15 protein-coding genes are annotated in these 14,883 nt (G+C 59.8%); all 15 read left to right on the top strand.

Annotation, left to right across the window (positions count from 1 at the left end; genetic code table 11):
- The first annotated feature begins 283 nt into the window (after positions 1-283).
- The 15 genes from J3A72_RS02650 to J3A72_RS02580 all read left to right on the top strand — a co-directional run bounded on the left by J3A72_RS02650 (position 284) and on the right by J3A72_RS02580 (position 14,876).
- Entirely contained in the window at positions 284-700 is a 417-nt protein-coding gene (locus J3A72_RS02650) for a hypothetical protein (RefSeq protein WP_141097885.1), read from the top strand.
- 5 nt (positions 701-705) lie between these two features.
- Positions 706-1,047: a TrbC/VirB2 family protein gene (locus J3A72_RS02645; protein ID WP_161801738.1), complete on the top strand. Its 342-nt coding sequence runs from the start codon at positions 706-708 to the stop codon at positions 1,045-1,047.
- A gap of 15 nt (positions 1,048-1,062) precedes the next feature.
- Positions 1,063-1,407 carry a VirB3 family type IV secretion system protein gene (locus J3A72_RS02640; protein WP_049396780.1) on the top strand — a complete coding sequence of 115 codons (345 nt, stop codon included), beginning with the start codon at positions 1,063-1,065 and terminating at the stop codon, positions 1,405-1,407.
- Positions 1,404-3,830: a VirB4 family type IV secretion/conjugal transfer ATPase gene (locus J3A72_RS02635; RefSeq protein ID WP_209571935.1), complete on the top strand. Its 2,427-nt coding sequence runs from the start codon at positions 1,404-1,406 to the stop codon at positions 3,828-3,830. Before J3A72_RS02640 ends, J3A72_RS02635 begins: the two co-directional genes overlap by 4 nt.
- A complete protein-coding gene (locus J3A72_RS02630) occupies positions 3,830-4,480 on the top strand; it encodes a type IV secretion system protein (protein ID WP_164167045.1) in 651 nt (216 codons plus the stop codon). Before J3A72_RS02635 ends, J3A72_RS02630 begins: the two co-directional genes overlap by 1 nt.
- A complete protein-coding gene (locus tag J3A72_RS02625; RefSeq protein ID WP_209571933.1) occupies positions 4,477-4,863 on the top strand; it encodes a hypothetical protein in 387 nt (128 codons plus the stop codon). The genes J3A72_RS02630 and J3A72_RS02625 overlap by 4 nt, the downstream gene beginning before the upstream one ends.
- 3 nt (positions 4,864-4,866) lie before the next feature.
- Positions 4,867-5,928, top strand: a complete 1,062-nt coding sequence (locus tag J3A72_RS02620) for a type IV secretion system protein (RefSeq protein WP_005421408.1) — start codon at positions 4,867-4,869, stop codon at positions 5,926-5,928.
- Positions 5,929-5,939: 11 nt separating this feature from the next.
- Positions 5,940-6,629, top strand: coding sequence for a VirB8/TrbF family protein (locus J3A72_RS02615; protein ID WP_209571932.1), 690 nt, complete (start codon positions 5,940-5,942; stop codon positions 6,627-6,629).
- Positions 6,629-7,309 (top strand): hypothetical protein, encoded by a 681-nt coding sequence (locus J3A72_RS02610; protein ID WP_209571931.1) that lies wholly within the window; start codon positions 6,629-6,631, stop codon positions 7,307-7,309. Before J3A72_RS02615 ends, J3A72_RS02610 begins: the two co-directional genes overlap by 1 nt.
- Positions 7,310-7,348: 39 nt before the next feature.
- A complete protein-coding gene (gene virB10, locus J3A72_RS02605) occupies positions 7,349-7,975 on the top strand; it encodes a type IV secretion system protein VirB10 (protein WP_209571930.1) in 627 nt (208 codons plus the stop codon).
- Positions 7,950-9,020: a P-type DNA transfer ATPase VirB11 gene (virB11, locus tag J3A72_RS02600; protein WP_209571929.1), complete on the top strand. Its 1,071-nt coding sequence runs from the start codon at positions 7,950-7,952 to the stop codon at positions 9,018-9,020. Before virB10 ends, virB11 begins: the two co-directional genes overlap by 26 nt.
- Entirely contained in the window at positions 8,986-10,977 is a 1,992-nt protein-coding gene (locus tag J3A72_RS02595) for a type IV secretory system conjugative DNA transfer family protein (protein WP_209571928.1), read from the top strand. The genes virB11 and J3A72_RS02595 overlap by 35 nt, the downstream gene beginning before the upstream one ends.
- A 65-nt stretch (positions 10,978-11,042) precedes the next feature.
- Positions 11,043-11,690 (top strand): LPD7 domain-containing protein, encoded by a 648-nt coding sequence (locus tag J3A72_RS02590; RefSeq protein WP_049428272.1) that lies wholly within the window; start codon positions 11,043-11,045, stop codon positions 11,688-11,690.
- A 57-nt stretch (positions 11,691-11,747) separates the two neighbouring features.
- The gene (locus J3A72_RS02585) at positions 11,748-12,770 is read left to right on the top strand and encodes an LPD7 domain-containing protein (RefSeq protein ID WP_209571927.1); all 1,023 of its coding nucleotides are present in this window, start codon (positions 11,748-11,750) and stop codon (positions 12,768-12,770) included.
- A 6-nt stretch (positions 12,771-12,776) separates the two neighbouring features.
- On the top strand, positions 12,777-14,876 hold the full coding sequence (locus tag J3A72_RS02580; protein ID WP_209571926.1) for an LPD7 domain-containing protein: 2,100 nt from the start codon (positions 12,777-12,779) through the stop codon (positions 14,874-14,876).
- The last annotated feature ends 7 nt before the right edge of the window (positions 14,877-14,883 follow it).

Genomic DNA, 14,883 nt, shown 5'->3' with positions numbered 1-14,883 from the left:
TTGATCAAAGCCCAAGGCCAGAAACCTTGGGCTTTTTCGTGCGTGGCCATCCGTAGGCCGACCTCGCTGCGCGTCGCAATTGCCCCCTCAAGCTTGACCAAGCCAAGCCGATATTGCTGGCACTTATCTCCGCCAGACCTGCCGTATAGCGGCACTTTCTCCTGGCCAACTCCGCCCTAGTTGCAACCTGTTGCACGCTTGCATACACTTGCGCGCAATGCGCACTTTTTCCGAAATAGTGAACACTTTTTCCGAAAAGATGCGTCAATGAGTTGACGCTTTGGTGTTCTTTGCAATCGCCTTCGGGGACAGAAAAATGGCAGCAGCAGCAATCAAGCCGCTCAAGATGTACGCCGTAGCGGGAAAACTTCGCGAGCACAACCGCATCTATGAGGCTGAGCTGACGCAGCTGCTGCAGCAGAAAGCGATCCGCCAACTCGTCATCACCTGCCACCAGGACGACAGCTTTTCGCTGGCCGTGCTGGCAGACCATCGCGCCGATTACGCCTATCGGCCGTATGAACGAGTCGACAGCAAGGTTGTAAAGCTGCGGCGCGTGAGCATCGAGCAGGAGGGGTTTGCGCCCCTGTTCTCGGTGCGCAACCAGGCCCTCCGGAAGTACCGCAGCCTGGACACCCTTGTTGGTGCCCTGAAGCGCTGTGGCCAGCTGCCGCCCATCTATCTCCGCCAAGGAAAATGAACACCATGAACATCGCTGCAAGCTCTGCATTGCCGCAGCCGACGCTGCTGAAGCTGGGGGCCCTTCTGAAGGCCTACGCTCCGATCATCATCATGGCCGCTGTTCTGGCCGTACTGATGCTGTACCCGGACCCCGCGTTTGCCGACGCCAAGGCCAAGGTTGCCGAGAATGGCAAGAAGGGCTTCGATCTGTTCCTCGAATGGGCACAGTACGCGGCCGGCGCAATTATCATTGGCATCGGCCTGATGACGGCAGCTGGCCGCGTCGAGCTGAAAACCTTCGGCTTCGCTGCCCTGGGTTGCGGCATCGTGTTCAGCGCGGCCGTCATCGTCGAATACTTCCGCTAACGGAAGCCGATAAGCATGAGCAGCCAGAGGGACAACGGTTCCGAGGCCGGAGCGGGTCTTCGAGAAGACCCGCTTTTTGCTGCCCTGACGCGGCCCTCGACAGTCTTCGGCATCACTGTCGACGTGTTCGCCTTCATCGTGACATTTGAAATGGCGTTGTTCATGTTCACCAAGAACGTGACCGTCTTCGCTTCAGGCCTCGCGCTCTACGGAATTGCCCGCGCAATGTCGGCAAAAGATCCGAGATTCTTCCGCTACTACCTGCTTGCCCTGCAGACCAAGTGGCGGGGTCAGACTCGTAGGCGCTGGGGCGGAAGTTCCTACTCCACCCACCCCACACGTAAGCGGAGCAAGCCATGATTCGCGCATTGAACGCCTTGCTCCAGGAGGAAAAGAGCGTAGAAGAGATGGTGCCCTACACCATCCATGTGACGCCGCACAATATACGCACCAGTGCGGGTGACATGCTCACGATTATCAAGGTCGATGGCCTGTCGCATCAGACGGCCAACGTCGAAGACCTTCAGTTGTGGCATGACCAGCTCAACAACCTCTTCAAGAACATCGCAGATCCGCAGGTTGCACTGTGGAGGACCACAATTCGGCGCAAGCAGGCGATGTATCCTGGCGGCGAATTTCCGCCGGGCTTCGCGCACGATCTGAACCAGCACTACCGCGAAGTAATGAGCAAGGAGACGATGATGGTCAACGACCATTACCTGACCCTTATTCTGCGTGGTGAACCAAAGTTGGCCAGCCTGTTCCGCAGCCCCAAGCGCACCCAAGCGGAGGTCGACAAAGAGCTCAACGAGCGCTCGGCCGCTCTGGATGAACTTGCGCAGACCGTTACCGCCGCGCTGTCAGACTACAACCCCAAGAGGCTTGGGTTCTACGATCGTCGCGTTGCGAACATAGGCCTGTCCCCTGACCGGCCGCACAGCGCTCCTGCAGAGTTCCTGTCATTCCTCCTCAATGGCGAATGGACACCGGTGCCGGTCCCAAGGCGCCGCCTGTCGGCGATTCTCCCCATCGCCCGCCCCACCTTCGGCGTGGACACGGGGCAGCTGCGCGGAGCTACTGATACCCAGCTATTCGCCATCCTGGGCGTCAATGAGTATCCGGAGACAACGGTGGCCGGGGACCTGAACGAGCTGATGGCCCTGCCGTTCGAGATCGTCACGACTCAAAGCATGTCTTTCTTTGAAAGGCAGAAGTCGCTTGAAATGATGAAGTCTCAGCAGCGCAAGCTCCGCAATGCTGGAGACGCGGCCCGGAGCCAGGTAGAGGAGCTGGACGACGCCATGGACGATCTCGCGTCAGGCCGCATCACGTATGGTGACCATCACCTCAGTGTCATGGTCAAGGCCCCCAACGACGAGGAGCTTGCAAAGAGAGTAGCGAAGCTGCGCAGCGCGCTCACCAATTCTGGCTTCATCGTGGCCCGCGAGGACGTTACGAATGAAGCCGCCTACTGGGCTCAGCTGCCGGGCAATTTTAAGTGGCGCCCCAGGACAGGTCTTATCTCTTCCAGGAATGCGGCAGGGCTGATGGCCATGCACAACTTTCCTCAAGGCAAGGCCGACCGGAACCAGTGGGGCCCTGCCCTGGCACTGCTCAAAACGACTTCAGGGACGCCCTACTTCTTCAACTTCCATCTTCCGATCAAGGGGAAGCGCGAGGACGGTAAGGAATCGGATGACGAACGGGTGGCGGGCAATACCCTGCTGGTAGGTCCCACGGGCGCTGGCAAGACGGTCGTCCAGACGTTCCTCGTCGCTATGGCCGAGAAGTACTCTCCGACCGTTTTCACCTTCGACAAGGACTACGGCCAGGAGAATTTCATTCGGGGTATGGGCGGCGTCTACAGCGTGATCCGCAAGGGTGAGGACACGGGCTTCAACCCGCTGATGCTTCCACCAACGCCCCGAAACGTGCTGTTCGTTGACAACCTGGTCCAGTCGCTGGTCCGTCGCGCTGGAGAGACCCTCACGGCCGACGTCGAATATCAAATCACGCAAGCCGTCACCGCAGTGATGAACATGCCGCGCATGGCCATGAAGCGGTTTGAAACACTGCGGTCCTTCTTCCCGGAGACCGTGGACGGCGTCAACGTGCGCCTGAAGAAGTGGTGTGCCGGCGAGTCGCTGGGCTGGGCTCTGGATTGCGCCACCGACACGCTCAGTACCGAGGGCAACAGGTACTTCGGTTTTGATATGACCGAGGTGCTGGATGATGGGCAAGTGCGATCGCCGATCATCATGTACCTGTTCCATCGCATGGAAGACATGATCCAGGGCCAGCCCTTCATCATGAACATGGATGAATTCTGGAAAATGCTTGACGACATTGATGCTGAAAAGAAAGCGAACGATGTGGTCAAGACCATCCGAAAGCGCAACGGCCTGGGCCTACTCGGCACGCAGAGCCCCAAGGACGTCTTGAAGTCCCGGATCGCACACTCGTTGATAGAGCAATGCGTCACCAAGATCTTCCTGCCTGCACCTATGGCAGAGGAGGCTGACTATATCGGTGGTTTCAAGCTGACCCAGCGCGAATTCGAGTGCGTGAAGTACGACATGCCAATCGCGAAGCTGCGTGGCTTCCTGGTCAAACAGGGCATGACCAGCGCAGTGTGCGAGCTCAACCTGGCAGGGTTTGATGATGAATTGGCCGTGCTGTCCGGCACCACGGCCTCGGTCGATGCCTGTCGTCGCGCGATCGCGAAGGCTGGTAATGATCCGCAGAAGTGGCTGCCGGTATTCCATCAACTGAGGAAGGAATGATGAACAGAGCAAAGAGCACGGCAGCTGGAATCCTGCTGGCCGCAAGCATGGCAGCAGTCGGATCTGCACAGGCGATGACGGTGTTCGATCCGTCGAACTTCGCGCAGAACATCATGCAGGTTCAGCAGATGATCCAGCAGATGAAGAAGCTCAACAACCAGCTGGCCGAAGCCCAGAAGCAGTCGAGGGAAGCTGTCGCCCAGACCGCGGCCATGACGGGCACCCGGGGAATGGAGCGAATCGTCACGGAGGCAACCCGCAACAACCCCGAACTCAATAAGCTGTCGTCCGAGATCGCGAAGCAGGCCCAGCTGTTGAGCAAGCAGGACCTGGGGTCCATCAACTCCGCCTACGGGGACATGGTTGACAAGCGAGGCAAGAACGCTGACGCCGGCATGGCCGCAAGTGCGCAGGTGTTCGCCAACGCCAACGAGCGGTTCACCAATCTGCAGCGCCTGGTCAACAGCATTGGCACCGCTACGGACGACAAGGCCATCCAGGACCTGCAGGCGCGAATCCAAGCCGAACAGGTCATGCTGCAGAATGAGGCCATCCGCGCGCAGGCCATGAACGGGCTTCTGATGCAGCAGAAGGAACAGGAACTGCAGCTGCAGCGTCGCAAGGTGCTCAGCGAGAGGTTCACGCTGTGACCGCGCGTGACACTGGCATGAAGGCCGGCCGCAGCGCATGGCCGATTGCGGGCGGCACGCGTGCCTTGGTGGCATCGGCCATTCTCGCCGGCGCAATCCTTACCGGCTGCGCCGGCCCGGGCTCGGCGGATGAGGATCTCCGCACGGCAAAGCACACTGTCGAGGAATACCGGAAAGTCCCGGAGCTGCGCGAAGCAACCCTGAACGCGTGCAGATCCACTAGCGCGCCCTCGATGGCCGAGCTTCACCAGCAGTATCCCGCATGCGAACGCGCGTTCGAGGCGCACAAGCTGCTGATGGATGAAGCGATGAGCGATGCCATTCGCACATCCAATCAGCGCGAACTCGAACGGCGCGGCGCTGCCAAGAAGCCCACGGAGTGACCCATGATCTCGGCTGCAGTCAACAACCCAATGGTGTTTCAGTTCCTCTTTGAGGACGCGCTCGCTGCCATGAACAACTTCGCCAGCAACGGGTCGGCAAAAATGGCGACCATTGCGGCTGCAGCCGGGATTCCCATGATGGGCATCTACGTGATGCTCTACGGCTTCGGAATTCTCAGCGGGAAAGTCCATACCCCGGTCAGTGAGGGCTTGGAGCGCCTCTTCAAGATGACCCTCATCTTTACCTTTGCTACTTCCGCCGGCGTCTACAACGAATACGTCATCGACTTCTTCAGCCAAGTCCCTGGCGCGATTGGCTCTGAGCTTGCCCAAGAGGGCATGAGCAAGGAGTTCTCCATGTCGGACACCAACAGTACAGCGCAGATGCTCGATGGCGCGTTGGGGGCTGGGCTGAAGGCCGGGCAGGCGGCATGGAACATGAATGCCGGGCTCGATATTCCAGCGGCGGTTGGCTACGCGATCATCGCTATTGCGATCTGGACATTCGTCGGCCTGGTGTGCGCGTTCGGCGGCGCCTTGGTTCTATGCGCGAACATGGGTCTGAACATCATGCTGGCCATCGGACCGCTGTTCATCATCCTGGCGATGTTCAAGGCCACAGCCCAGCTTTTCGTAGCTTGGACGCGACAGCTCATCACTTTCGGCGTCTTCTTCATCGTGATAGCGGCAGCGGTGACCCTCACGTTCGCGTTCTTCAGTCCCTTCGTTACACAGCTGGGCGAAGCCACCAATGAAGGTGGCGCGACTGGAACCTCCATGATCGTGGTGAGCTTTATCAAGCTGCTGTGCTTCTGCGCCACCGCAATTCTCTGCCTGGTGCAATCCATATCCTGGGCTTCCGGCCTGGCTGGCGGCGTCGGCGTAGCGGCTGACGGGCACCTGCGCAGAATGATGGGTTCGGCCATCTCGGCCGCAGGCGGGCCTGTCGCTGCCGCGGGCGGCGCCGCAATCAAGGCGATTCGGAATCGGGAGTCTTCGGGCGGATCTATCCGCAACACTGGCAAGTCGCAGGCCTACCTGCGTGGCACGTCCAAGCGCGTTTGAGGAACACTGCAATGATCGATACCAACAACGACGAATACTTGAAGGCGGCGAGAGAGTTCGAGATCGACCGTGAATCGAGCTCTGAGAAGAACAGACGCGTCGCATGGACGGTAGCGGCGATCGCGATCGCGATCGCCCTGGCCTGCATCGTGTCGATTACGGTAATGCTGCCGCTGAAGACCATTGAGACCGTCGTCATCCGCGTGGACAAGTCCACTGGTTATGCGGACGTCATTCAGAAGGGGGACGACCCCGCCGCGATGCCGCAGGAATCGGAACACAAATTCTGGCTCGCTACTTACGTGAATGCTCGTGAGGAATACAGCGACGCTCAGGGCTTTGCGAACTACCGTCGCGTTGGGCTCATGTCCACACCTGAAGAACAGGTGCGCTACTTCCCCACCATGGACCCGGACAGCCCCAAAAGCATGTTGAACGTGTTCGGGACTCATGGACGGGTGGAAGTGAAGATTCTTAGCATCGCGCTCCCGGATGAAGGGGTTGCGACCGTGCGCTTCCGCAAGATCGTGAAGATGCAGGGGGCGCCGCGGGAGAGCCAGTGGATTGCCACGATCAGTTACAGCTATGAGGGGTTGCCGACGGACGCGGCAGATCGCCTCCTCAACCCTCGCGGTTTCATGGTGAGCGAGTACCGGATCGATCCTGAGAGCAGCACGATGGCTTTCGGGGGGGACCGCTGATGGCCAAGAAGGAAGCCCAGGCGCCCACCGAAGGCGTGAGCGAAGTCGAGGAGATCTCGCCCAAGCGCGGAATTCCAAGCCTGAACGCCGGTGGCAAAGGCTCGATGCCGGCTGCAGTCAAGCTGGTGGTGGGTTGCGCTGTGATTCTAGCCATCCTCGGCGTTGTCGCTACCGTCGCCTTTCAAAAGGCCAAGCAGTCTCGTGACGAGAGGGCAACGGAAAAGGCAGAGGCCACAAAGGCCACGTCAGAGTCGAAACTGAGGCAGCTGAGCGAGAGCGACTTCGAGAAGCCGCCGCTGCCCCCAGCTGCAGGCGGCGAGCTTAACGATCAGCAGGCGCCGCAGGCGACAGCCGACGCGAGCGGCGCCACGGGCGCTCAGTATGCGTCGGCTGCAGGCCAGCCAGCTGACGGCACGACCACAAGTTCCGGCCAGTACGCCGTGCCTGCAATGTCTCCCCAGGAGCAGTACGCAGAAGCCCTGAAAGCGCGCAGGTTGGCGCCGGCTCTCGGCGCATCCATGGCGCCAACGGCCGGCCAGGACAGGCCCGCCGCCGGCGCAGTTAGCGCCCTGCCCGGCCAGCTGCCAACGGACGGAAGCGACCTCGATGCAGCGATGGCGGAGGCGCTTCGCGCGTCTGCCCGGGGGATCGGTCAGGGAGGGGCTGCGGGTGACCAGTAGCAGTCCACTCGCAACAGCCTGGAGGATTCACTTCGCGCAGTGAACCCCACGCTGAGCATCGCCGCTCAGCTATCGGACCCGTCAATGACCATCAGCCAGGGCACGATCCTGCCATGCTCCCTGGACACGGCGATCAACAGCCAGCTGCCCGGAATGGTCAAGTGCACGCTGAGCCTTCCCGTCTACAGCACTGATTCACGCGTTGTCCTGCTCGATCGCGGAACGACCCTCATTGGCCAGTATCAGGGTGGTCAGATGAAGCAGGGCATGAGCCGCATTTTCGTGCTTTGGACGCGTGCAGAGACTCCGCAGCACGTGATCGTACAACTGGACTCTCCTGGTACCGATGGACTCGGCCGTTCTGGCATTGGCGGCAAGGTCAACAACCATTTCTGGCAGAGATTCGGTGCCGGGATGGTACTGAGCGTGGTCAACGACAGCCTCACCTATGCGACGCAGCAGCGCAGCAATCGCGGTGGCGACACGCAGAACTTCCAGTTCGGCTCCACCAGCGAGACAGCTAAGGATGCTGCAGCCATCGCGGTGGAGAACTCGGTGAACATTCCGCCGACCCAGTCAACCGCTCAAGGCAGCACCATCAACGTGTTCATTGCGCGCGACCTGTACTTCGGAGGTGTCTATGGACTCCGCCTCGCAAACCAGTGACCCCCTACCCCACGGCGAAAGCAGCGGCGCCTCCGGCGCCGCTGCGCGCTTTGCGGCCCTGGAGCTGTACCTGAGTCCTGTCAGGGCGTTCATGTCAGCAGAAGTGACGGAGGTCTGTATCAATGCACCAAAGCAAATATGGACCGAAACCCACGAGGGTTGGCGAGTGCATGAGGCGCCCGAGCTGGATTACGGCACCCTGCAGCTACTAGCAAAACAGTGCGCTACGTCCTCGGGCCAAGACATAAGCGTTGCCTCGCCCCTGCTTTCTGCAGCCTTGCCGACAGGCGAACGCGTTCAAGTGGTCATTCCCGGGGCAACTTCCGCAGGCCACGTGTCTTTCACCATTCGCAAGCCGACGCCGCGATCCTTCACTATGGATCAGTATGAAGACCAGGGCTTCTTCGAGTCGGTAAAGGTCACGCACGGGAAGCTGCTGGAGCATGAGATCCGCATGCTGGAGCTGCTCAACGGCGGCAACTATCGCGAGTTCTTGCAGATGGCCGTGCAGACGCGGCAGACAATTGTGGTTTCGGGAGCAACTGGCTCTGGCAAGACCAGTTTCATGAAGACGCTGGTCAACCTGATTCCTGAGCAGGAGCGCCTTATCACGGTTGAAGACACACCTGAGCTCACGATTCAGAAACAGCCCAACCATGTGCGGCTGTTCTACTCCAAAGGCGGCACCAGCGCCTCAAAGCTCACCGCCATGGATCTCATCGAAGCGACGATGCGCATGAAGCCGGATCGTATTCTGCTGGCGGAGATTCGCGACGAAGCCGCGTACTACTTCATCGAGGCCGCGAACACGGGCCATCCCGGTTCGATCACCTCGGTACACGCAAATAGCGAGCGCGACGCGTTCTCCCGCATAGAGACGCTGATGCGCAGAGCCGAGCCGGCGCGAGGCATGAGCGATGCGCTTCTCGCCAAGGTAGTAAGGAACACGGTCGATGTGGTCGTTCACGTCGGGAAAGTAGCAGGAAAACGCCGAATCACAGGAATCTACTATGACCCAGAAAGCAAGCATTCCCTCGTGGGTTAAGTGGCCCATCATCTGCGCCGGCGGCGCAGCGATGTTGTTCATCTGGATTGCCCTGGCCTCGAAAATTTTCGTAGCGATTCTGTTCAAGGGTGACGCCCCATTTAAGGCCGAGACGTTCACGATCATTGAGTACCTCATCGCGTACTACCAGCAGCGCAAGGTTGTGACCATCGCCGTGCTCTCCCTGGCCGCCTCCGGCTTGGTGAGCATCGCTTTCCCTTTGTTGGTCATGGTTCCCAAGCAGCGCAAGCTCCACGGTGAAGCGCGCTTCGCGTCGAAGGCCGAGATTTCCAAGATGGGCTTGAATAGTGGAGACGGCCTGGTCATGGGAAAGGCCCACGGGGAATACCTGACCAGCCCCGGCCAGCACCACGTGATGCTTGCCGCCCCAACGGGCGCCGGCAAGGGTGTAGGTGCTGTGATTCCCGTTCTGTTGACCTGGGATCACTCGGCCATTGTCCTGGACGTGAAGAAGGAGAACTTCCGCCTGACCTCGAAGTTCCGCGAATCCTGTGGCCACCAGGTGTTTTTGTTCGACCCCGGCTCCTCCGATCGCCGGACCCATCGCTGGAACCCTCTCGGGTATGTCCGGGAGGCTCACGCAGACCGCGTCGACGACATTCAGAAGATCGGCGAAAAGATCTATCCGGACGTGGACGGCACTGACCCCATCTGGAGCGGTGGCTGCCGAGGCCTCTTCCTTGGCATCACGCTCTACCTGTTCGAGACTGAAGGCCGCTTGCGCACCATGGGCCAGGTCACGCGTGAGGTTTACGGCCTGGACGACGACAAGCTGCTTGCGCAACTCGACAGCCGGGCCAAGAGCGGTAAGCCCTACTCCACCGAATGCGAGCTTTCGCTCAGGGACTACCTCAAGGCACCAGACAAGACTCGCGAGTCAATTCGCAAGACCTTCACCTCGCGGCTCGAACTGTTCATGAATCCGAACATCGATGCGGCGACCTCGGCCAACGATTTCGATCTGCAGGCACTGCGGAAGGAGCGGATCACCATCTATCTCGGTGTCACGCCCGACAATCTTGATCGGATGCGCCCCCTCTTGTCCCTGTTCTTCCAACAGGTCCTCGATCTGCACACGCGTGAGCTGCCTGAGCACAATCCCGCCCTGAAGCACCAACTGTTGTTGCTTATGGATGAGTTCGTGGCTATGGGCAAGATGCCGACCCTGCTCGGCAGCATCGCCTACATCCGCGGCTACAACATCCGCCTGATGCCCATTTTCCAATCGCCCTCCCAAGTGGAAGCGCTTTACGGGAGAGCCGGCGCCTTGGGCTTCTTCCAGAACCACACCTGCAGGATGATGTTTGAGCCTGCGGACTATGAAACCGCCGAAGCACTGTCCAAAGAACTTGGAACGGAGACGGTAACAAAATGGTCCAAGTCGAAGCCGTTGCTCTTGGGCAAGGGAGGCGGATCGCAAAGCGAGAGCCAACAAGGCCGAGCCCTGCTGATGGCCCAAGAGCTCACCACCATGGGCACCAAAGCCATGATTCTGCTGATTCGTGGCCAGCCCCCGGTGAAGTGCCAAAAGCTCTTCTACTACGATGACCACACGTTCCTTGATCGCTTGAAGAGCGTTGCCCCGTCTCTCGCTGCCCTCGACAACACCTGGTACAACCAGCTGCTGAGCAAGGCAGGGATCGGACCGATTCGCCGCAAGCCGAATAAGCAGCAACTGGACCACGCGCAGTTCAGCGGCGAGCTGTCCAATGAGCCAGCCCCTGTCCCCCTGCCCCAGCAAATCAAGCTGGATCGCCCGTCCGACAAACGGCCGATGCGCAATGTTGAACTGGCGGACCTTGACAATATAGACTCGTTGCCACTATCGGACTTCAACGTAGATTTCTCGCAGGTCGAGATACCTGATGGGGATCTGGATGAGGATCAGATAGAGGCGCTTGCCGATACGGTCTATCGGCAAATGAACAAAAACTAACTCTATAGGGGTTTCCCGTGACCGAACAAAGAACCGCCAGCGCGCCGCGCAGGCCGCAACTCGCCTTGAACGAGATCCGCCGTACCGACGCTCAGGCTTCAGAGAAGCCGAGCTTCATCATCCCGGCGAGCGTTGCTCCGTACTACCACCTGGACGGCCGCGTGATGCGGTCCGCTGCAAGGCCGGACAAGATCGAAGTGGTTGATCGCGGAAGTCGAATGCACGCTTACCGTCCCGTCTCCGCCTTTACCATCCGTTCCATGGTCCAGATGGCTGAAGCACGGGGCTTCCAGGAAATCGCCATCACCGGCGACGCTGCCTTCCAGAGCCGTGCATACATTGAAGCCACGGATCGGAACATTGGGGTGAAAGGCTACACCCCGACTGCCAAGGACATGGAAATCCTCAAGAATCGCGCAGACCGGCGCGAGGCGAAGGAGAATCCGAAGGTCCAGGCCTTCTTGGCGGCTACCGAAAAGAAGCTGATGACTGCGGCCGCGAAGAAGTTCCCGGAGCTCAAGGAAGCATTCGCTGTTCGGGCGGCCACCGACAAGCATGCTGAAACCCTGCAGGGCGACAAGGCGCAGGCGCAGTTCCGCAGCGCGATGAACGATCGGATCGCACTGGCCCTGCACCGCGGCGAACCCTTGCCGGAAGTGAAGATCAGGCAGGAACCTACGAAGGCCACCAGCAAGGACGGCCAGGAACGCTAGTTTCCTTCCCGCATGGCCCGCCCTCCTGGCGGGCCATGCTCTGTCAGAGAGATCATCATGACCGGCATGCCCTACCCCATTGATGGGGTGCAGGAGGGCGACCGTGCCCTGCTTGCACAAATGACCAGGGAACAGCTGACGATCGCCGCTGCCCAAGTCAACCTGCACCATAAACAGCTCCAGCGATCGATTCTCGGAATGGGCGCAGACCAGGAGCTCCTCAACAAACGGAGCTTTCTCTCGCACTCCCAAGCCGAGCTGGATAAATCGCTGGCCAGCAATCCGCAGTTGGCCACCCCATTTCTGCGCGTGGAATCTTGGATCAAGTCTGCTTTGGCAGGCGATGGCTCTGCCCTGCGAGCACTGCAGGGCGTTGCCGGCGCAACGCTCGCCAAACAAGCAGAGGTTGAGCTTGGCGAACGCCCCCAAATCAACTCCCCACCGGAACCATTCGCAAATGCCATTGAGGGCCTCGGGTCGAGCGTCGCTACGCCTGTGGCGAAGCCGCTGTACCAACACCACTATCGACCTGACGGCTCGGTCGACAAGAGCAGCGTCCAGTATCGCGCGGAGGGACAACGCATCGAGTCGAATTTCGATGACGGCGCAACTGTAGCCGCGATGCTGGATCTGGCTGCACGGAGCGGTTGGACGGCCATCAAAACTCGCGGCAGCACCGTATTCCGACAGGCGGTTTTCATCGAAGCCATGGCGCGCGGGATTCAGGTATTCGGGTACAACCCCACCAACGCTGAGTTGGCTGAGGGCCTGCAGCGCGCAGAGGCTCGCGGTAACGCCACTGCGGCTCACCGCTCTCCCGAGGCCCAAGCCTTCATCGAGGCGAAGTCTCAGGAGGAGCGCAAGCGTACCGCAGCCACCTACCCGGAGCTCGGCAAAGCATTCGTTCTGTTGGCCAGCGCCGAAAAATGGGCCAGCTCCGTGCTCCGCCCGCAGGACGCTGCCACCTTTACGGAACGCATCCGAAACAACATCGCGCAAGACCTGGATAGCGGCATCAAGTTGCCTGCAATCCAACTCCGAGAAACGCAGCTGGCTGCCCGCAGCGCACAAGCAAGGTGAATGACCATGAGTATTGAAACCAACCAAATAGCCGCGCCGGCCACTGGCCTGACGGAAATCGATGGCAAGGCCGCAACCTCTGTTTCGTGGTCGCGCGCGGTCGACGGCGAGAAGGTCAGCTACACGCTTATTTTCCGCTCCGGGACCAAGCAGCTGGCCCGACTCAAGGATCTGACCGCCGATCAGGTCGGCGCCGCCCTCGGCGACACGAACGCCCGTAGTACGCACTACTCGACCGAAAGCAAGGGATTGCTCAAGGGCAAACAGCTTCACTATGCGCAAGGCATCTCGCCGCAATTGGCCGCCCAGTACAAGGACAGCCCTGAGAATGCGGCCGCGCAGGTGTATTCAACTACACCGCAGGCTGAGCCTGTCGCGGAAGAAACGAATGTTGATTTCCGGGACGACACCCAGAATGAACGAGCGAAAGAGATCATTGCCAGACAGTCTGGCAACGATCTACGCGAAGACGCCGGCGAGGAAACGTCGCGAGCGAGTGAGGTCGATCAGCCTGCGCCCGGGATGACCCGTCTCTATCACGGCAGCGCCACCCCAGGGCGTTTTGATGGCGATGCGTGGTACTCCACTGACAGAGCGTATGCCGAGAACTACCGCCCCGGGGCTGAGTTGCAGTACGTGGACATGCCTACCGAGTGGGTGAATTCCCAGTTGGACCCCGATGGCTACGGCCAGACCGTCGACAAAGGGCACACGCTCAACATTGAGCTCGGGGACGATGTCGCCGGCATGCGCCAACCAGTGCTGCAACCATCTGGCAGCAAGGAGTCTGCAGGTCACACTGGCGTCGACCAGGACGAAGAAGCGCAGAACGTCGTTGACAAGGATGACGCAGAGCATGCTGGTGAGCCCGCTGTCGATGAAGAATTAGAGGCGCGTGAGGCGTCGCGAAAAGCACTGCAGGAGGAGCTCGATGCAGCTTTCTATCACGTCGACAACAAGTATTACCGCCGCGACAACGACAACAAGCTTGCAATTCTTGAAGCTGGCTCAAAGTTGCGCACGGCTGACTCCGATCCTTACGTAGCTGTGTCGATGGTGAAGTTGGCTGAATCGAAGGGGTGGGATTCCATCAAGGTTGCTGGCACCCCGGAATTCCGCCGCGCAGTTTGGATGGAGGCGGCTCTTCGGGGCATTCAGGTTCGAGGGTACAAGCCTACCGAGGTCGATCTCCTGAAGCTTGCAGAGAAGCATGACGCTCGCCTCAGCAATTCGGTAGAGCAGCTTGAACAGAAGGACCACGCCTCCACGCAACGCAGCGGAAAGGCCACCTTCTCCAGGGAAGCGATGCACTCTCCGAATGAGCCATCGCAAGAGAAGCCCAGCCCGGAAGAGAATGCCCGCAAAGGTACCGTGGGCCTGGTGCTTAGCCATGGTGCCGCCAAGTTCAATTTCGACAAAGACGAATCGCTCAACTACTACGTCCGTCTGCAGACTGATGCTGGCGAGAAGGTGGTCTGGGGCATCGATCTTGAACGAGCAATGGCGAAAGGCGAAGTGCAGAACGGCCAACGTGCTGAGCTGGTTTACCTCGGCCGCCAACCCACGCAAGTGCTGGCCAATAAGAGGGATGAAACGGGTGCTGTTGTCGGCAAGGAATGGATCACCAGCCATCGCAATGCCTGGTCCGCGACACGAATCGAAGCGGACCGCGAGGACGCGGCGGTCAAACCGCAGGCGGTAGCCGTGCCGGATAAGGCAGCGGGCCAGGCGGTGGATGGCCAGAAGTCCTCCGCACCTGGGATTCCTCAGCCAATAGTGCCGCCGTCTGCAGCAAGCGATGTGGCGATACCGGACAAGGATGCGCCTCAGCGAGCTGCCCAGGCCTTCCGTTCCAACCAGCAACCTGAAACCTGGAGCACAGCGGCAAAGCAACATCCGCAACTCACTGCTGCATATGCCCAGCTGAGCGTGCTCAAACGATATGCGCAGGACAGCTTGCCCGAGGCACAGCGTGAGGCTTTCGTCTCTCGCCAAGTTCATAACATCGCCAAAGAGCTTGAGGCCGGGCGTCCACTGAGCGCGATCCAAATTGCGACGCAGATGGAAAAGAAGTCCCAGCAGAAAGAAGCATCCGCCGAACGCTAAACGGACA

The organism is Stenotrophomonas sp. PvP093 (assembly GCF_017876915.1).
Classification (GTDB): Bacteria; Pseudomonadota; Gammaproteobacteria; order Xanthomonadales; family Xanthomonadaceae; genus Stenotrophomonas; species Stenotrophomonas muris.
The sequence above is the reverse complement of the archived record's forward strand: the minus strand, read 5'-3'. Positions and strand labels throughout refer to the sequence as shown.